Here is an 18642-nt window from a genome sequence, read left to right on the forward strand (position 1 = left end):
TAACATATTGAAAATATTTAAATAAATAGAATGGCACAAAAGTTGCCAATAACAAGAATAGATTTATTTAAATGGAGTCAGCATGTTTAAGGTTACAAAAATTAGGCAGAGTATTTTAACTGCTATGTGGGGCGTAACGGCGAGTGTTTCAACACTGGCTATTGCAAATGAAGAGATCGAGCCTACACCAGCACAACAAGCACAGGTTGAAAAAGCCAAAGATGTCAAAAAATTAAGTGATGTGATCGTCACTGCACAATATCGGGCGCAAAATATTCAAAAAGTTCCAACTGCAATTACTGCTGTTTCGGGCAAGGACTTGGCAGCGAAAGGTTCTACTTTTATTGGGGATGTTTTAACCTATACACCAAATGCTGCAGCTGAAAACCCAGATGGGGATAGTCGTCCACGTTGGTATATTCGTGGTCTAGGTACGGGAGATGTGGCTGCATCGACAGTATTTCCTGTTGGCGTTTATGCAGATGGGGTTTATTTAAATGCGCCAGTTGCAGGTGCAGGTGACTTGTTTGATTTAGAGCGTATAGAAGTTTTACGTGGTCCACAAGGCACGCTCTATGGGAAAAACACCACAGCGGGTGCAGTCAATTATATTTCTAAAAAGCCTAATTTTTTAGATAAACCCAATGGATATGCAACCATTGGTTTAGGGGACCACAACCTACGAACATTTGAAGGTGCAGCAAACGGCAAAATTTCGGAAAATGTTGCGGTGCGTGGGGCTTTTTACTCTGAAGATCGTGACGGATATGCAAAGAATATTGCCAATGGTGAAGATTATGGCAACGTGGATAAAAAATCTTTTCGCTTCCAAGTGCTAGGCAAAATCAATGATGAATGGGATGCCTTGGTCAATCTACACAGCCAAACTTATAATGGTTTAGGCAGTAATGGTTCCTTAAGTGTTGGTAAATATTGGGGTATTTATGAAAGACCTAAAGGGCGAGACACCAATTTAGATTTAGACGAAAACAATAAGATTCAGCATGATGGTGCTTCATTAACTTTAACTGGGGATTTGGGGGGCGGATATAGCTTTACTTCGATTACTGCCTTTGATAAGACCACACAAAAGTCGATTTCAGATGGTGATTACACTCCTTATGATGTTGCACGAAGCTATAGTGATAATGAATGGCGTCAATATAGCCAAGAGTTCCGCATCGCTTCTGATGCTGAAAAACGCTTAAGCTGGATTGCAGGATTTCATTATTTCAATGAGGATTTAGATTCCACTGGAGTCAGTGCACGTATCAATAAAACATTGCCAAATGGCGCTGCTTCTCAAACTGCATCTACGCCAGCATTTAGAGATATAACCTATAATCAAGCCACTCAAAGTTTTGCATTTTTTGGTAACAGTACCTATAAATTTACAGATAAATTTAAAGTGACAGGTGGTTTACGTTGGACCAGTGAAGAAAAAGATATTGATCTCAATCTGACTCAGATCACAACGGGAGACTATACAAAAGGCAGTTGGTGGAAAAAAGATGGCTATAGCAATGCAGTTTATAACCCAACTCCAAATGCAAATGGGTCAACAAGTCGCAATAAAACTTGGAATGAGTTGACCTATGACATCACCCCAGAATATGAAATTAATCCTAATTTAAATACTTATTTTAGATTCGCACGCGGTTTCCGCTCAGGTGGATTTAACACTGGTTTATCCAGCAGTTTAACCCAACTTGCCGACGTGAATCCTGAATACTTAAATAGTTATGAACTTGGTTTAAAGTCTACGTTATTGGACGGAGATTTAATCGCAAATGCCAATATTTTTTATTATGACTATAAAGATATTCAAACCAATTTACTGGTTGCAACAGAGGGACAAGGTGGCGGTGTGACCTCTGTTCTCGCCAATGGACCAAAAGCTGAAGTTAAAGGTGCTGAATTAGAATTAGATTATTCAGTGACTGAAAATCTACGTTTACGTTTTGCTGGTGCTTATCTTGACAGCGAATATACCGATTTCGTCGATAAAAACCCGGTAACCAATGTGGTTAATGCAGATAATACAGGCAACAGTCTAGTCCGTTCGCCAAAATACACCGTCGGTCTGGGTGGAGAATATACTTTTAATCTCAATGACGGTGCTCGTGTTGTTGTAGGTACAGATGCCAGCTACCGTGATCGTGAATTTTTCCTCGTAAACCGTCAAGACTATTCGGTAGATCCAATCTTAAGCCAAAAAGCATATACCTTATGGAATGCCAATGTTGGCTACCATAGTGCTAATAATAAATACCAAATCAATGCCTATGTTAAAAACCTATTGAATGAAGAATATCAAGTACATGGTCGTCCCAATGGACCCGCTGGACAATATGTTCTAACTTATGGAAACCCACGCCAAGTTGGTGTTTCTCTTACTGCTAAATTCTAAGTTATACGGAGAACCTCATGGGAATTGAATTTTTTACCCGTCTACCACTACACGGTGAAGCAGAGTACTTAGCAGGCGATCCAAGGAATCGTGGTGATTGGTCACGTGTGGCGGGTGTAGAGAATACTGGTGCGACATCAAACTACCAAGTTGGTGATGACTTTACCTATATCGACTATCTTAGCCAAGTGGCTCGCGCGGCTGAAATCAACGGTTTTGCAGGTGCGCTGATGGTGAATGCACCTACAGGTGAAGAACCATGGACAGTGTGTTCCTTATTGGCAAGAGAAACCAAACGCTTAAACTTTGTGACTGCATTCCAGCCTTATCATTTTAGTCCTTATAATGCAGTACAAAGTGCAGCAACGTATCAGCGCGCGACTGGGAATCGTTTGGTCTGGAATATTATCAATGGCGGCTCTGAGGTCATTCAGCGCCAAGTTGGAGATGTTACCCCACACGATGACCGTTATATCCGTGCGACTGAATTTTTAGATGTGGTGAAAGGGTATTGGTATAACGAATCATTCCATTACCAGGGCAAATATTATTCTGCAGAAGGTGGCGGTTTAAAATATCCTTTGAATAAAGCTGAACTACCGATCATTTGTACGGCAGGATCGTCTGAAGCTGCCCGTGAGTTTGGTGCAAAGCATGCTGATTATTATTTAATGCGTGCTGAAAAACCCAGTGAAATTGCCGAATTGATTGCAGATGTGCGTAAACGTGCCGCAAGATATGGGCGAGATAATATTAAATTTGGCTTATCCATTGATACGATTGCACGCCGTAGCGAACAAGAAGCTTTGGCAGAGGCACAACGCTATTTGGATGAAGCTGCTGAAAAACAACGCTTACATGCGTCTGCTGCACATGCAGGTTTGAGATCGGCGCGTGTATTGAGTTTTGAAAAAGAATACAGTGAAAAAGCAGGCAGTAAAAACGTTGATGATTTCTTTATCCATCCCAATGTTTGGTCAGGCTTTGGCTATATTGGCATTCCACCCGGTGTTGCTTTAGTGGGAAGTTATTCGCAGATTATCGAGCGGATTCAAGAATATAATAGTATTGGGATTGATCTGTTTTTCTTGGCGGGCTATCCACATTTAGAAGAAGCTTATCGCCTTGGCGAACATGTTTTACCTTATTTCAAAAAACAGCGTCAGGCATTACAGCGTATTTCTGAAGAGGCAAAATATCGTATCGCCTAACTTCCATTGCAAGATGTTAAAGCCAAGATTTTTAAGCCAGTCTTGGCTTTTTTATATTCATTTTTATACCGATAAAAAATACTGCGGGTTGTCGTTGAAACTTTGAACAGAAAATCTGTAATGGTTTAAATTATGTAACGACATAAAGCCTCAACAATCTTGAATAAAAAATAAAGCTGTTTTCTTTCAATGATAAATACTGATATTTGCGTGTTTTTATTTTTTATAGATTTACATTTCTGCTATCAGAAAATCACCAAAAGCATTGACCTTAAAGTTAACTTTAATCCTAGTATAGAATGACGGTCCATATGAATCGTATCAAACATTGTAATTTATTGACATTAATGAGAACAGCAATAAGTTATTCAAAGTGTAAATCATACACAGGAGAAATTAACATGGCATATGTTACGACAAAAGATGGTGTTGATATTTTTTATAAAGATTGGGGACCGAAAGATGCCCCAGTATTATTTTTTCATCATGGATGGCCATTAAGCTCAGACGACTGGGATTCTCAGTTATTGTTTTTTTTAAATGAAGGTTTTCGTGTAGTTGCACATGATCGTCGCGGACATGGACGTTCAAGTCAAGTATGGGATGGTCATGATATGGACCACTATGCCGATGATGTTGCAGAAGTGGTCAGACACTTGGGTATTAAAAATGCAGTGCATATTGGACATTCTACTGGTGGTGGTGAGGTTGCTCACTACATCGCACGTCATGGTGAGGAAAATGTATCAAAGGCCGTATTGGTCAGTGCTGTACCTCCAATTATGGTGAAAACGGAAAAAAATCCGCAAGGCTTAGCCAAAGAAGTCTTTGATGACTTACAGAATCAGCTCTTTAAAAATCGTGCTCAGTTTTATCATGATCTACCAGCGGGGCCATTCTATGGCTTTAACCGACCAGATGCTCAACCTTCGGAACCCATCGTATTGAATTGGTGGCGTCAGGGCATGATGGGTGGAGCAAAAGCGCATTATGATGGAATTGTTGCATTTTCACAGACTGACTTTACCGAAGATTTGAAAAAAATCTCAGTGCCTGTTTTAGTCATGCATGGAGATGATGATCAAATTGTACCTTATGAAAACTCAGGGGTACTTTCTGCCAAACTGGTTCAAAATGGCCGGTTAAAAACCTATAAAGGATATTCACATGGTATGTTAACCATTAATGCAGATGTGATTAATCCAGATTTGTTGGCGTTTATTCGCGAGTGAACAGTTGTCGTTTGATTTAAAAACAGAATATTAATAGGGGCCTTGCGGCCTCTATTTTTTTGCTATTAAAGCATTGAACCATTTTATTCTGATGTAAGTCTTTAAATAAAATTAGTTCTTAAAATAATAAAAATTAAATGCAAAAAAAGGATTGACATTAAAGTGAGCTTTAATCTTAAAGTAAGTCCATACTCTATGAGGCTATAAAAATGAACGTCTTTGAAAAATTAGTTTTACCTAATGGTACTCAGATTCCAAATCGTATTGCAAAAGCTGCGATGGAAGAGAATATGGCAGATCTCAATCATGCACCATCAGAAGAGCTTATGCATTTGTATCAGGCATGGGCAGATGGTGGGGTCGGTTTAATCATTACCGGTAATGTGATGGTGGATCGTCGTGCGATGACAGGACCGGGTGGGGTGGTCTTGGAAGATGAACAGCATTTAGCGCACTTCAAACGTTGGGCTCAAATCGCACGTTCTCAAGGCGCGCAAGCATGGTTGCAGATCAACCATCCAGGTCGCCAAATGCAGTCAAATTTAGGTCAGTCAACGTGGGCACCTTCTGCTGTGGCTTTAGATTTAGGTAAAATGTCAGATCGTTTTAATACTCCAATTGAAATGACTCAGGCCATGATTGACGAAGTGATTCAACGTTTTGCCCATACCGCATATTTGGGTGAAAAAGCGGGATTTACCGGTGTAGAAATTCATGCAGCTCATGGCTATCTACTCAGTCAGTTCCTTTCGCCTTTAAGCAACCAACGTCAAGATCAATGGGGCGGTTCATTGGAAAATCGTGCGCGTATTTTGATTGAGATCGTCAAAGCAGTACGTGCGGTGGTGTCATCAACATTTACAGTTGCTGTTAAACTGAATTCTGCAGATTTCCAACGTGGTGGTTTTAGTGCTGAAGATGCTCAGCAAGTAGTTAAAATGTTAAATGATCTGTCGGTTGATTTGGTTGAATTGTCAGGGGGGAGTTATGAAGCACCTGCTATGCAAGGCCAAGCCAGAGATGGACGGACTTTGGCACGTGAAGCTTATTTCTTAGAATTTGCTCAAGAGATTGGCAAGGTTGTCCATATGCCGATTATGGTGACTGGTGGTATTCGCCGTAAACCCGTTGCAGAACAAGTCCTTGACAGTGGGATCGATATGGTAGGAATTGCAACAGGCTTGGCAATCGAACCTAACTTACCCAACAAATGGAGACAAGGTCAGAATATCGCACCTGAATTGAAACCGATTCGCTGGGAAAATAAAACATTAGCTTCACTTGCCAATATGGCAACAGTTAAATTCCAGTTACGGAAACTCAGCCATGGGAAAACACCGAATCCTAAAGTTTCACCTTTATGGGCCTTGATATTACAACAAACAGAAACGACATGCCGCACACGTCAGTATAAAAAACGTATGCATCAGTATTCACCTTCAGCTTAAGTACAGTGCTTTGTTTAGATATTGGATTTGATCTGACAGATTGTACTACAGCTGTGGCTCGAAGAGGATTTACCAGATGTTTAGGTATGATCACTCATTAAAAGTAATGATGAGAATACTGATCAAACAGTTTTGCAGACTTCAATATTTGAAAATCATAGATCACATATCAATGACCTATGCACAATCCTGAGCTTAAAGTGAGATTTAAGCTCAATCGCTTTTATGATTTTCCGATAACATGGAAATTTTTAACATTTATCATTGGCATAATAGAGATTCAGTAAACGGTTGGCGTTTTCTTCACAGGCGATTTCGTCAGGCTTACTATTGATTGCAGTGATCATGCTGCCTAGGTTTTGCTTACTGATCAACAACTTTTGTTCTAGATATTCAATGTCTTTGATTTTACTTTCGAGTAATCCAATTAGAATATCCTGATTCCATTTGCCTACATTTGAAGGCAGGTAAGCTTTGATTTTAGTCAATGAAAATTCAACTTGTTGAGTTTGCTAAATTAGAAATAATTGTTTTAGGTCATTGTCGCTATATTTATATTAAGCATTAGATTTACGTTTTGCTTTAGGAAATATTTTGATTTGTTCATAATAACGAACCGTTGGGGTACTCAAATCACTCTGTTTGGATAACTCGCTAAGATTCATTTTACTGATTTCCACTTGACATTAAAGTTAACTTTAGGCTTATAGTAAGCTAAAAGAAAGATCAGAAATAACTTAAAAGCTGAGGCTAATCATGTCGAAACGTATATTACACATTGTGACGAACATCGCTGAATATAATCAGATAAAGCGACCTACAGGATTATGGTTAGGTGAATTAACCCATGCTTATGATGAGTTCGAAAAGTACAATTATATTCAAGATATTGTTAGTCCTTTAGGTGGAAACTCTCCTATTGAGCCAAAATCGTTAGAACGTTTTGTTACCGATGAATCGGTATTAAAACGGAAAAATGATCCAGGATTTATGCGGCTTCTTGAGAATACCAAAAAGCCTTCAGAGATCAATTGGCAAGATTATGATGTGATTTACTATACTGGTGGTCATGGGGTGATGTGGGACTTCTTAGACAATCCTGAGCTACAAGAAATCACTAAAAATATTTATGAAAAAGGCGCTATTGTTTCCAGTGTATGCCATGGCTATTGTGGGCTGCTCAATGTACGACTTTCAAATGGTCAATATCTGATTGATGGTAAGAAGTTGACGGGTTTTGCATGGCTTGAGGAAGTCGTTGCAGGAGTTGCAAAAATTGTTCCTTATAATGCAGAAAATTTGGCCAAAGAACATGGTGCAAATTATGATAAGAAAGTTATTCCCTTCGCACCTTATGTGGTAAGAGATAAAAACTTAATCACAGGACAAAATCCATTTTCTGCACGTCGTACGGCTTTAGCCATCATCGATGCTTTAGAAAATCAAGCAACTTAAACACTTAATAAGTCTAGACAATTGGGCATCCTTAACTTAGATAAAAACCACGTCAGTAATTTTTATTTGCTAATTTAACGGTCAATTTCTAGTTGCTGTCCCTGACAATTCAAAAACAGTTGTTGTTGATGCCAAGCAAGTTGTCCAGAAACAATTGTAGTGCTGACTTCATAAGCAAGTGTTTTATGTATAAATGGTGTCCAATTGCATTTCATATAGTTTTTTTGATCTTTCACTGCAATGTGCTGTTGATTTTCTTTAAGAATCACTAAATCAGCCCAGTAACCTTCTCGAATATAACCACGGTCTTTGATCCTAAATAAGTCTGCCACTTGATGAGCAGTTTTTTGAACCAGTGTTTCAATACTCAGGTTACCTGCTGCAACTAGCTCCATCAGTGCAGGCAACGCATGTTGTACTAAAGGTAGGCCAGAAGGGGCATAAAAATATGATTGATGTTTTTCATCCCAAGTATGTGGTGCGTGGTCAGTACCAATAATATCCAACCGATTACTGTTGGCAAGGGCATTAATCAAAGCATCTTTATCTTGCTGGGTTTTAATGGCGGGATTACATTTAATTAAGTGACCCAAAGTAGCATAATCGGCATCATCAAAACTGAGATGATGGATACACACTTCTGCTGTGATATGTTTTCGATTTAAAGGCAGATTTTTAAAAAAACACAGTTCTTTCGCGGTGGTGATATGTAAAACATGCAACTGTGTGGCATATTTCTCGGCCAAAGATACCGCTAATTTTGAGCTTTCAAAGCAAACATGTTTATTTCTAATCTGAGCATGAATTTCAGCTGGAATATTTTCCCCATATTTTTGAAAATAGAAATTTTCTTCGGCTTTAATGGCAGGGGTAAACTCGCAATGGGTCAATAAAACTGTTGGAACATTTGCAAATAAACGTTCCAAAACTTTAGGGTCATCGACGAGCATATCACCCGTAGAAGCACCCATAAAAACTTTAACACCACTGATTGATTTAGGATCAAGTTGTTCAATAATATCTAAATTATGGGCACTGACTCCAAAATGGAAAGCATAATTGGCCCGACTATGTTGTTTTGCAATCTGCTTTTTCTGGGTCAAAGTGTCTAGAGTTAAGGTGGCTGGATTGGTGTTTGGCATATCCATGTAGCTAGTAATTCCACCAATCGTTGCTGCCATTGATTCCGAAGCAATATTGCCTTTATACGCTGCGCCGGGATCTCTAAAATGAACTTGGTCATCAATCATGCCGGGAATTAGCCACGAACCTTCAGCCTCTATATTTTTCGCAGGATAAGCCCCTGTAATATTAGGATGAATCTTTTCAATCCGTCCATGTCGAATCAGTACATCGGAATAATACTGCTTGCCTTCATTGACAATATTGGCATTACGAATAATAAGATTGGGCGAATTTTTAAAACTCATTGTGCAATGCCTTATAGCCTTGAACCAGTTTGATATTGGTGCTGACAACGCTTTCTGAAAACTCACTGATTGAAATATCAATGGGTGGAAATTGCTTTAAATCAGTTTTAGGGTTGATATAACTCATTGCAGGTACATAAAAATGATCGGGTAAATCACGACCATCAACCACGGCATTGTGACGAATCGCGCTGTGATGACCCACTTTGCAGTTAAATAACACACTGTTAAAGCCAACAAAAACATGATGTCCAATTTCACAGGGACCATGAATAATAGAGCGATGTGCGATTGAAGAATTTTCACCAATGCTCACTGCTGCCCCGGCTTTGGAGTGAATCACGACACCATCTTGAATATTGGAATTTGCACCAATAATGATGGGTTCCATATCACCTGCGTCATTGGTTTCATCTGCTCTGATCACTGCATAAGGACCAATAAAGACATTGGCATGGATAATGACTTTTCCACAAATAATTGCGGTTTGGTCAACATAGGCTGATTGATTTATAACAGGGAGATCACCAGATGGGTTTTTTCTAAGCATGACTAGACCATTTTAAATAAGTTAAACAATGAGGGAGGGAAGATAAGGCATTACCATTGCCAGGCACCCTGAGCAACTGCATCATGGGCATGTAAACTTTCCGCATGAATCACCTTAAAGTTAAAGCCTAGAATACTGGGATGATGGATAAATGTGGTATACAAGCGTCTTAAGGCATCTTCACAAAACATCAGGTTTTGACCATTTGCAATAGCAAAGGCTTGTTCATCAATACGTTTTACCGCCGTTTGTACGGGTGTCATCAAGGCTTGTTCAGCCTGATTAATAAATAAAATCAGTGGAATATACTGAATGTTTTGATCTAATTTGAAATTTAACTGAGCAAAACTTCTTTGGCTGTGAGGCGTTGCTGCAATTGCATCTGTGCTATTTAGCCAACTGAGGATTTCTTGCGGGTCTAACTGAATTTCATGATTTTCCAATGCGGTTGCAAATCTTTGTTGGATGATATTTCTGGCAAGTGCTGCGGAACAAGGACAAGTAGATGAATAGGGAATTTCGATTTTTAATTCAGCATAAAAATCATCTTTTAAAAGCTGACAGGACAACACAAAAGGATAGCTTTTCCAGCCAGACAATTGGCTGACTAAGGCAGGGCGCTCGATATAAAGCTCACTATGAATTTCGATTTTGGCATGTGCTGATAAATCTTTATGGCTGGCTAAGAAATCCAATAAAGCATCTTTAATATCAAGTAGAGCTAGATTTTTGATCGTGCTCAATTTCAAAAGTCGCGTATACAAGCGCGACATATGAATACCTTTGGCAAACACATCATCCAAACTGACATAAGCATTCACTTGGCTTTGACAAAGACTATTTTCTAGATAAAGCGGAAGCGCGATTTTTTCCATACCGACCCAATCGAGCGGGTAGTGATAGCTTCTTGTGAGTGAGTATTCAGCAGAAACATCTGGAAGAACAAGATTCATAGGGGGAATAGCTTAAGTTGAAATAGATATTGTTATGTTATAACATAACAATATTAATCAACACTACTCATCTGAGTTAAATTTACGCTATGAGATCATTGCAAATTGAGATGAACAAAAAATATTTGATCGGATTCATACTCTGCCTTTCTGCATGTAGTCAAAATAACTCAAATACAATGCATGCTATGCGTACAGTTCAGCAAACGTCACCACAAGTGCCATTAAAAGCAGACTTTCCTCAGCAGCAAGGTATTTTAAAACAAGAGAAAAATCTGCCGCCTGCTTATTTAAAATGGCTCAGTGAGCCGACAAATGCTGAAAGCGTTCAGGCTTATCAGCGCTTTTTAAAGCAACAAGGTATTTCTGCTTATGTTCCTATTTTTGAATTTTTACAAACAGCCAGAGATTGGCAACAATGTGATGCATCTGAATTTGAAGTTCCGCCACAAGAGCTGTGGGGCAATATTGTGCCAACATTAAAAATTTTAAATCTTCTTGTGGATGAAAAAATTTTAACCCAGTTTAGCGTGACTTCTGTCTATCGAAATTTCAAGCTTAATCAGTGTGCAAAAGGCGCTGCTTCCTCCAAACATATTTTTAATGCCGCATTAGATTTTCGTATCGGTGATGAAAATCCGGACTTAAACCAACAGCTGATGATTCAAGAGCGCAAAGCAAAATTATGTCAATTTTGGCTGGATTCTGGTGAGGAACTTCACATGGGCTTAGGCGTCTATGCATCAGGACAGATTCATATTGATAGTGCAGGTTTTCGTACTTGGGGTGCAGACCATCGCTATAGCTCATCACCATGTATCAATAACGCTTTAATTGGCAACAATAAAAAAGTGAGTGAATCGCCATGAAGTCAAATTTCATCCGTGACATCAGACAACTTTTAATACGAGAAATTCAAGCGACACATGTTTATCCGCTATTAAATAATCTTAATCCTGATGTTTTTCAATCCTCAGCTTAGATTTATAGGATCTGGAAAAACGCTGTAATCATCACCGAATGATTAAAACCGAATCATCAAATTGCAGTGTTGAAAATGTATGTGCAAGCACAGCTAAAATTTAACTCTAAAGCGATCTGTTTGGAGTTATTCAGTCAGTATTTTCATGTCGATCTCGATATGAAAACACAAAAATATAAAGTGAGAATGCCAATGAATACTCTTTTAGCCACTCCGCAAAAACTTCCCGTCACCGTGCTTTCTGGATTCTTAGGGGCTGGAAAGACCACCTTACTCAATCATATCTTAAACAATCGTGAAGACCGAAAAATTGCAGTGATTGTGAATGATATGTCGGAGGTCAATATTGATGCCGCTTTAGTTCGAGAGGGCGGTGCTGAGCTTTCAAGAACGGATGAAAAGTTAGTTGAAATGAGTAATGGTTGTATTTGTTGTACTTTAAGAGAAGACCTACTGGTTGAAGTACGTCGTTTAGCACAGGATCAGCGCTTTGATCAATTGGTGATTGAATCTACAGGGATCTCTGAACCACTCCCTGTTGCAGAGACGTTTACCTTTGAAGATGAAAATGGGATTTCTCTCAATGAGTTTGCCCGCTTAGATACAATGGTGACTGTGGTCGATGCTTATAACTTTTTAAAAGATTATAGTTCGCTGGATAGCTTACAAGCGCGCGGTGAATCATTAGGTGAACAAGATGAGCGAAATGTTGTTGATCTACTGATTGATCAAATTGAGTTTTGTGACGTGATTGTATTGAATAAAACAGATTTGATTGATCAAGACGAGCTGGAAAAATTATTTGGAATTTTGCAGTCTTTAAACCCAAGAGCAAAAATTGAAGTTTCTGCGTTTGGCAAGGTGAATCTTGATCGGGTGTTAAATACCCAGCTATTTGATTTTAACGAAGCGGCACAAGCTCCGGGTTGGTTAAAGGAATTAAGAGGTGAGCATACGCCTGAAACAGAGCAATATGGAATCAATAATTTTGTTTATCGAGCGCGCAGACCTTTTCACCCACAACGGTTTTTTGATTTTATCAACTCCGAATGGAAAGGCGTAATCCGTTCCAAAGGCTTTTTTTGGTTAGCCTCAAATCCCGAGTTTGCTGGATCTTGGTCTCAAGCAGGGGCGATGGCACGCCATGGTGTTGCTGGATATTGGTGGGCAGCAGTGCCAGACGAACATTGGCCTACGGATCAACAAAGTCGAGATGCAATTCAACAAAGCTGGGATGCTCAAACAGGTGATGCACGACAAGAAATCGTGTTGATTGGGATGCAGATGGATCAATCTGAACTTATTCGTCAATTTGATAATTGTTTATTAAACGATGATGAAATGGCGTTAGGCGCAGAAAAATGGCAAGAGTTTGAAAATCCTTTTAGTGGGTGGACTGATTCTATTATTAGCCATTAATTTATTATGATCCGTTCAATTCAGCCAAAGCATCGCTGAGAATACTTGCAAGCATGAGCGCTTTTAATCATATGCTCATGCTTGGCTTTATATTTTATTAAAATTTCGCTCTTAAGGTGAAAGTCACATTCCGTGGTTCTCCCCAATAAACACCATTATAGAAACCTACATTTAAATAGTATTTTTCATCAAATAAGTTGTTGATATTCACACTTGCAGTCAGCTCATCACTTAACTTATAACTGGCAAAAGCATTGGCCAATACATAGGCCTTTTGTGTGACTACACCACCGTTATAGGCATTTACAGGAGCTCCCCCCCATTTTTGTGAGATTTCACTTTGCCAATTCAATCCACCACCTAATGTTAGCTTTTCTGAACCTGTCCAAAGATTTTCTGGAAGAGTAATACTACTAAATAACTTTACTTGGTTTTGAGGAATATTGCTTAGAGCATTGGCGTTTGCAGAACTTACACTATTGACATAGGTATAGCCGAAACTAAGATTCCAATTTTCCTGTATCTTTCCTATGGCTTCTAACTCAAACCCATTAACTTTCAGTCCTTTGCCCGATGATATATATGCAGTATCCATCTCATCTACTTTTGGAATAGTGCCATTTTTTACACCTTCACGATATTCAACATCTTCTACCGCAAGGTCTTTGACACTTGACCAAAATAAAGCAGCACTGGTCAATAACTTACCATCCAATAGATCTGCTTTAATCCCTAGTTCAGTGGTGCTTCCCATTTCAGGGTCTAGATAATCGCCGAAACGATCTCGTCTAGTGGATGGATTAAATACATTGGTGTAGCTGGTGTAGGCCGTATAAGTATCATTAATATCGTACAAAATCCCTGCATAAGGCACCAATTGATCAAAGTTACGTGGCTTTGTAGGAGAAACTGGGGCATTAGGATCCCACTTGTTAACTTTATAGTCATATGAGCTATAACGTGCGCCCAAAATTAACTTAAGCGGGTCAGCTAGATTTAAACGTAAAGTCGAATATACCCCGTAAAGCTCTGTGGTATTGGTACTTCCAGCTCCGGTTTTCTCATAGGTTGGTTTTGCAATATTACCTGTCCAATTACGATAATCAGGTATAGCTGCTGGATACTCGACATTGCTTTTTACACTCAATGAGGTACTTTCACTTTTAAAACCACTATAGCCAATAATTAAATCATGTTGGCGATTTAACAACTGAAATGGTCCTGTGGCATACAAATCGATATTGAGCTTTTTACTTTCAGCATAAGGGCTAACACTGGTCCATAAACTTAAGCCTTTCCCTGTCTTTGGGTCTGGAAAGCCACTACCACCATAAGCCACCATCCAACTATTATCTGAGGTACTGTGGGCAATCGCTGCTTTAACCAGCCAGTCATTGGCAAAATTATGTTCAAGATCGGCAAAAACGGTTTTATCAGTATTGGCAATTGAACTCCAGTCCGCAGATAAACTAAAGTTTCGCGGAAAATTTGCTTTGCTTCCATCAGCATTGAAATATGGTACTGTTCCCCACGTTGAGCCTTTAGGATCGTTGTCTTGATATTGAAATCCTACTGAGGCTGTTGTTGTTGGGGTTAAATCTGCACTGATGATTCCCATTGCGGCTGTTGACTTGAGCTTATAACGATCCATATAGGATTCTTTATCGGTATACGCTGCCATGAATCGACTTCGGACACTGCCATCTTGAGTCAGTGGAATGGATACATCTGCTTCAACACGGGTATTGTCCCATGAGCCATAAGTTGAGCTGACATTGCCCTTAAACTCTTTTTCAGGACGCTTACGCACCATATTGATGGTTGCAGAAGGGCTGCCTGTTGAACCAGTTAAGCCAGAAGCACCTTTGATCACTTCAACTCGGTCAAAGAAAAAACTATCAAAGCGGGGAGCATTGTCTCCTACAGGCATACCATCAATTTGCCTATTGGTAATTTGAAAACCACGGGAATAGTAGTTAGAACGTTCACTGTCATTTTTAGTGGCGGTAACACCTGGTGTTGCGGCAAGAACATCATCCAGAATGGTCAGCCCGCGTTGTTCAATTTGTTCACGGGTGACCACGCTTACAGATTGTGGTGTTTCTTTTAAAGATAATTTTAATTTTGATGAGCTTTTTGAGGACTTTGCTTTAAAACTTCCGCTTCCCTCAGTTTTTTCATCCTGAGCATCTGCTTTAACTGTAATGGTTGGGAGTACAGAAGTATTCGCTTCATCACTTTTTTGCTCTTGTGCAAAAGCACTATGGGAAATAGCGCTGCAAATAAGAATTGATTTTATTGCAATGTTTAATGCCGTTTGTTTACGTAGATTGTCCATAAGAATAGAAATTAGTAAATAAGAATCATTATTATTATCAATTAACATACAAAAAGATACAAATAAAACATAATTTTTAAACTTTTTTATGGATGATATAAATGCAAAATTTAGATGGGGTTTTGAATTGAAGTGTATGATTTTGATTTATAAATTATCAAATATTGGTTGTGTTTGAGTGTAATTTTACACTAATAAATTGTAAAATATGAAACCTATATTTTATTTATCACAGTGATTAATTATGGACTGAGCCTTATCCTGATTCCGAATTGAAAGCTTATATCTTTTTCCATTGTCGATTTTCTTCTGAGAAATTAACTAGAAACGAAACACCTGACTCATCACCAACAAGATATGAGGATGGATTCACCATCAGTACCTTTAATAAAGTCCCTGTTTTAATGGTAATTGGTTCTAAATTATCTTTATTTAAGGTAACGGGTTGGAGTAATTCAATGATTTCCACTTTTATACTAACCTATTGTTTGAACATAAAATTCTATAAATAATTATTGCACAGCGCAAAGCGCTTTGCTGAGATACAGCGTTAAAAAACGCAACATTGATAGGTCTTTATGTAGCCTAAACATTTTTAAAGTTTCACTGTTGTATAAGGCTAAGTTTTCTCTCAGCGGAAATCTTAGCTTAGACAGTTTTAAATTTTATAAAGTAATCGTTGCACCAAGCGCTTTAACAAATTGGGCTAACCAAGCAGGATGTGCTGGCCATGCTGGCGCTGTTACCAGGTGTCCATCTGTGACTGCTTCAGTGACTGCAATATCTGCATATTGCCCGCCTACAAGTTTAACTTCTGAGGCACATGCAGGATAAGCGGAACATAAGCGTCCTTTTAATACATCGGCTGCGGCAAGCAGTTGTGCGCCATGGCAAACAGCGGCAATTGGTTTTTTAATCGCATCAAATTCACGAACAATTTCAATTACTCGGTCATTCATACGTAAATATTCAGGTGCACGGCCACCCGGAATCACTAATCCTACGTAGTTGTCGCTGTTGACTTGGTTAAAGTCATAGTTAATTGCAAAGTTGTGACCACGTTTTTCGCTATAGGTTTGCTCACCTTCAAAATCATGAATCGCTGTTGCAATTGTATCGCCAGCTTTTTTATCAGGGCAGACTGCATGAACACTATAGCCTAATCCAGTGAGGAACTGAAAAGGAACCATGGCTTCATAATCTTCTACATAATCACCCACTAACATTAGAATTTGTTTAGACATTTTTACACCTTTTGTTTAAATTTTATGATTTATTTCATGTAAAATAGCATGCTCTAGTTGCAGTTTTAAGTTGAATTTATACGGCTTTAGTCTTAATTTAACAGACTTAACTGTAATAAAAATTGTATTCAGTGATGAATGAGAAAAATATGAAAAAGTATCTATTGGGTTTAGTGATCGCGACTGCTGCTATGAGCAACCATGCTGCAGTAGAAGAAACAGTGTATAGAGGAATGGGCGAGGCATCTGCACAGTTTCCGAGCTTTAAAAAGATGCAAAAGCAGGGGATAATCAATAAAAAACCGGATATTTCAAGAAATGACTATAATGATGTATATAAATTAAAAAAACCGCTTCAATTTATGGGGCAAACAGTTGCACTCCTATCAGACGAATATATGACACAGTATGCTGGTTGTTGTGTCAGTGAGGGCTGGGGAGCTGTTTTAGCTAAAAAGAGTGATATGAAACTCTTGACTCAATTTGCCAAAACTAATCAGTGTTCGTTAAGCAAAGTAGAGTCAGATGCCAGTAATTATTATGGTTTTAAACTGAAAGCATTACCAACGGCAGAATATTATGAGCTTTCTTGTCGTGAACGTGATTTAGAAAACCAGCAGTAAAATAGATAAATTAAGCTATATAGAGCAGTCGCGATTTAAATCTCATATTATATTATAAATTTTCTCCCTCTTTGCTTTGTGTGATGCACTGCTTAGAGGGAGGAAGATGTCTTGTCTGAATTTTTATGAATGAACCTGTATAGGCGGTCTTAATCAATATCTATAGAATTAAAGCACCTGTACCAGCACCAATCACCATTAACCAAACTGGGTGAACGTTCTTAAACAGACTTAGGCAAATGGTGATGGCGACGATTGCAATCAGTAAAATATTTTGAGCAGAGGCTTGGGCAATAATCCAAGCACTGACTAAAACCAAACCGACTGTAATCGGTTTTAACGCCTTTTCAAATTTCGCCCGCAGTGGATGACTTTTAAAATTATTCCAAAATTTAAGTGCATAAATGGTGATGATTGAAGACGGACCAAACTTCGCAAAAGACGTCACGATCAGTCCCATTGGCCCAGCGACATGCCATCCCACTAAAGGAACAATCATCATGTTGGGACCGGGTGCAGCTTGCGCCATTGCAAACATAGAGCTGAATTGCTCAGCAGTCATCCATTGGTGAATCACAACCACCTGATGTTGCATTTCAGGTAAGATGGCATTCCCGCCACCAAAGGCCAATAAAGACAGTTGAGTAAACACTAAAGTCAGTGCGATGAGAACATACATCTTATTTTACTCCTGAATCACTTTAGTTTGATTAAATGCTAAAACTGCCATATTCACGGTGACTAAAATCAACAGCGTCAGTGCCAAGGGCAATTTAATCAACAGCATAAAAATAATGGTCAAGATAATGGTGAAATAGGTCAGCTTACTTTTCATGATTGGTTTTAACATCTTAAAACCTGTAGCAAACAGTAGACCCGCAGCAGCGGCAGCTAAACCTTGAATCATGTGCTGTACCATTTGAATATCTTGAAAGCTGCTATATAACTGGTACAAAGAGATGACAATAATGGTCGGGGCCAGCATAAGACCCAATACCGCACTCATCGCACCTTTTACTCCAGCAAAGTCATAACCAATCGCCACTGCCATATTTACAATATTTCCACCAGGTAAGATTTGGCAGACACCCAACAAGTCGGTAAATTTTTCAGATGTTAACCATTTCTGATCTTCTACAATTAAACGATGTGCGAGAGGAAGTACCCCACCAAATCCCATGAGGCCAAGTTTCATAAAACCTAAAAATAATGCTTTGCAATTGGGTATGGTCATGGATTGTTCCATTGGGATTGCTTCAGTATTCATTTAGACCTCTTCAATTTGCTGTGATGTACTTGGCTTGAATGTGATTATCTGCTTGTTGAGTCATAAAGAAAAATGCTATT

The 18642-nt window shown here is 38.9% G+C and carries 16 protein-coding genes and 1 pseudogene; 8 read left to right on the forward strand and 9 right to left on the reverse strand.

Annotation, left to right across the window (positions count from 1 at the left end; genetic code table 11):
* Window positions 1-82 precede the first annotated feature (82 nt).
* The 4 genes from AC4CVF_RS02185 to AC4CVF_RS02200 all read left to right on the forward strand — a co-directional run bounded on the left by AC4CVF_RS02185 (window position 83) and on the right by AC4CVF_RS02200 (window position 6301).
* Window positions 83-2410, forward strand: a complete 2328-nt coding sequence (locus AC4CVF_RS02185) for a TonB-dependent receptor (RefSeq protein WP_490788826.1) — start codon at window positions 83-85, stop codon at window positions 2408-2410.
* Between the two features lie 17 nt (window positions 2411-2427).
* Complete coding sequence (locus AC4CVF_RS02190; RefSeq protein WP_151956364.1) at window positions 2428-3621, forward strand: LLM class flavin-dependent oxidoreductase; 1194 nt, start codon at window positions 2428-2430, stop codon at window positions 3619-3621.
* Window positions 3622-4022: 401 nt separating this feature from the next.
* Complete coding sequence (locus AC4CVF_RS02195; protein WP_336951882.1) at window positions 4023-4853, forward strand: alpha/beta fold hydrolase; 831 nt, start codon at window positions 4023-4025, stop codon at window positions 4851-4853.
* Between the two features lie 209 nt (window positions 4854-5062).
* Window positions 5063-6301, forward strand: a complete 1239-nt coding sequence (locus AC4CVF_RS02200; RefSeq protein ID WP_490788827.1) for an NADH:flavin oxidoreductase/NADH oxidase family protein — start codon at window positions 5063-5065, stop codon at window positions 6299-6301.
* Window positions 6302-6552: 251 nt separating this feature from the next.
* Here the strand turns inward: AC4CVF_RS02200 and AC4CVF_RS02205 are convergent.
* Window positions 6553-6966, reverse strand: a pseudogene (locus AC4CVF_RS02205) (MerR family transcriptional regulator).
* 91 nt (window positions 6967-7057) lie between these two features.
* Between AC4CVF_RS02205 and AC4CVF_RS02210 the strand changes: the two are divergent.
* Entirely contained in the window at window positions 7058-7756 is a 699-nt protein-coding gene (locus AC4CVF_RS02210) for a type 1 glutamine amidotransferase domain-containing protein (protein ID WP_490788828.1), read from the forward strand.
* 74 nt (window positions 7757-7830) lie between these two features.
* Here AC4CVF_RS02210 and AC4CVF_RS02215 read toward each other — a convergent pair whose 3' ends face one another.
* From AC4CVF_RS02215 to folE2, 3 genes are read right to left on the reverse strand one after another with little or no spacing between them, the layout of a single operon-like run.
* On the reverse strand, window positions 7831-9186 hold the full coding sequence (locus tag AC4CVF_RS02215; protein ID WP_490788829.1) for a dihydroorotase: 1356 nt from the start codon (window positions 9184-9186) through the stop codon (window positions 7831-7833).
* The gene (locus tag AC4CVF_RS02220; RefSeq protein WP_336951878.1) at window positions 9176-9736 is read right to left on the reverse strand and encodes a gamma carbonic anhydrase family protein; all 561 of its coding nucleotides are present in this window, start codon (window positions 9734-9736) and stop codon (window positions 9176-9178) included. The genes AC4CVF_RS02215 and AC4CVF_RS02220 overlap by 11 nt, the downstream gene beginning before the upstream one ends.
* A gap of 50 nt (window positions 9737-9786) precedes the next feature.
* Complete coding sequence (gene folE2 / locus AC4CVF_RS02225; protein ID WP_490788830.1) at window positions 9787-10689, reverse strand: GTP cyclohydrolase FolE2; 903 nt, start codon at window positions 10687-10689, stop codon at window positions 9787-9789.
* Window positions 10690-10799: 110 nt separating this feature from the next.
* Here folE2 and AC4CVF_RS02230 point away from each other — a divergent pair, with 110 nt between their 5' ends.
* On the forward strand, window positions 10800-11558 hold the full coding sequence (locus tag AC4CVF_RS02230; protein ID WP_419327127.1) for a peptidase M15: 759 nt from the start codon (window positions 10800-10802) through the stop codon (window positions 11556-11558).
* Between the two features lie 305 nt (window positions 11559-11863).
* The gene (gene zigA, locus AC4CVF_RS02235) at window positions 11864-13090 is read left to right on the forward strand and encodes a zinc metallochaperone GTPase ZigA (protein ID WP_336952135.1); all 1227 of its coding nucleotides are present in this window, start codon (window positions 11864-11866) and stop codon (window positions 13088-13090) included.
* 97 nt (window positions 13091-13187) lie between these two features.
* On the opposite strand, the gene AC4CVF_RS02240 is transcribed toward zigA, so the two are convergent.
* The 3 genes from AC4CVF_RS02240 to AC4CVF_RS02250 all read right to left on the reverse strand — a co-directional run bounded on the left by AC4CVF_RS02240 (window position 13188) and on the right by AC4CVF_RS02250 (window position 16672).
* Entirely contained in the window at window positions 13188-15428 is a 2241-nt protein-coding gene (locus tag AC4CVF_RS02240) for a TonB-dependent siderophore receptor (RefSeq protein WP_490789905.1), read from the reverse strand.
* Between the two features lie 280 nt (window positions 15429-15708).
* Window positions 15709-15897, reverse strand: coding sequence for a hypothetical protein (locus AC4CVF_RS02245; protein ID WP_262086650.1), 189 nt, complete (start codon window positions 15895-15897; stop codon window positions 15709-15711).
* Window positions 15898-16093: 196 nt separating this feature from the next.
* Window positions 16094-16672, reverse strand: a complete 579-nt coding sequence (locus AC4CVF_RS02250; protein WP_490788831.1) for a DJ-1/PfpI family protein — start codon at window positions 16670-16672, stop codon at window positions 16094-16096.
* Between the two features lie 149 nt (window positions 16673-16821).
* Here AC4CVF_RS02250 and AC4CVF_RS02255 point away from each other — a divergent pair, with 149 nt between their 5' ends.
* Window positions 16822-17295: a hypothetical protein gene (locus AC4CVF_RS02255; RefSeq protein WP_336951874.1), complete on the forward strand. Its 474-nt coding sequence runs from the start codon at window positions 16822-16824 to the stop codon at window positions 17293-17295.
* 160 nt (window positions 17296-17455) lie between these two features.
* Here the strand turns inward: AC4CVF_RS02255 and AC4CVF_RS02260 are convergent, their stop codons facing one another.
* Together AC4CVF_RS02260 and AC4CVF_RS02265 are read right to left on the reverse strand one after the other, a co-directional pair.
* On the reverse strand, window positions 17456-17974 hold the full coding sequence (locus AC4CVF_RS02260) for a chromate transporter (RefSeq protein ID WP_004823357.1): 519 nt from the start codon (window positions 17972-17974) through the stop codon (window positions 17456-17458).
* A 6-nt stretch (window positions 17975-17980) separates the two neighbouring features.
* Window positions 17981-18562, reverse strand: a complete 582-nt coding sequence (locus tag AC4CVF_RS02265) for a chromate transporter (protein ID WP_490788832.1) — start codon at window positions 18560-18562, stop codon at window positions 17981-17983.
* Window positions 18563-18642: the final 80 nt, after the last annotated feature.

This window comes from Acinetobacter sp. LipI_19 (genome assembly GCF_058242925.1).

Coding starts and splice junctions, on each gene's coding strand:
- AC4CVF_RS02185 (WP_490788826.1), top strand. CDS start 83: ATGTTTAAGGTTACAAAAATTAGGCAGAGTATTTTAACTGCTATGTGG.
- AC4CVF_RS02190 (WP_151956364.1), top strand. CDS start 2,428: ATGGGAATTGAATTTTTTACCCGTCTACCACTACACGGTGAAGCAGAG.
- AC4CVF_RS02195 (WP_336951882.1), top strand. CDS start 4,023: ATGGCATATGTTACGACAAAAGATGGTGTTGATATTTTTTATAAAGAT.
- AC4CVF_RS02200 (WP_490788827.1), top strand. CDS start 5,063: ATGAACGTCTTTGAAAAATTAGTTTTACCTAATGGTACTCAGATTCCA.
- AC4CVF_RS02210 (WP_490788828.1), top strand. CDS start 7,058: ATGTCGAAACGTATATTACACATTGTGACGAACATCGCTGAATATAAT.
- AC4CVF_RS02215 (WP_490788829.1), bottom strand. CDS start 9,186: ATGAGTTTTAAAAATTCGCCCAATCTTATTATTCGTAATGCCAATATT.
- AC4CVF_RS02220 (WP_336951878.1), bottom strand. CDS start 9,736: ATGCTTAGAAAAAACCCATCTGGTGATCTCCCTGTTATAAATCAATCA.
- folE2 (WP_490788830.1), bottom strand. CDS start 10,689: ATGAATCTTGTTCTTCCAGATGTTTCTGCTGAATACTCACTCACAAGA.
- AC4CVF_RS02230 (WP_419327127.1), top strand. CDS start 10,800: ATGAACAAAAAATATTTGATCGGATTCATACTCTGCCTTTCTGCATGT.
- zigA (WP_336952135.1), top strand. CDS start 11,864: ATGAATACTCTTTTAGCCACTCCGCAAAAACTTCCCGTCACCGTGCTT.
- AC4CVF_RS02240 (WP_490789905.1), bottom strand. CDS start 15,428: ATGGACAATCTACGTAAACAAACGGCATTAAACATTGCAATAAAATCA.
- AC4CVF_RS02250 (WP_490788831.1), bottom strand. CDS start 16,672: ATGTCTAAACAAATTCTAATGTTAGTGGGTGATTATGTAGAAGATTAT.
- AC4CVF_RS02255 (WP_336951874.1), top strand. CDS start 16,822: ATGAAAAAGTATCTATTGGGTTTAGTGATCGCGACTGCTGCTATGAGC.
- AC4CVF_RS02260 (WP_004823357.1), bottom strand. CDS start 17,974: ATGTATGTTCTCATCGCACTGACTTTAGTGTTTACTCAACTGTCTTTA.
- AC4CVF_RS02265 (WP_490788832.1), bottom strand. CDS start 18,562: ATGAATACTGAAGCAATCCCAATGGAACAATCCATGACCATACCCAAT.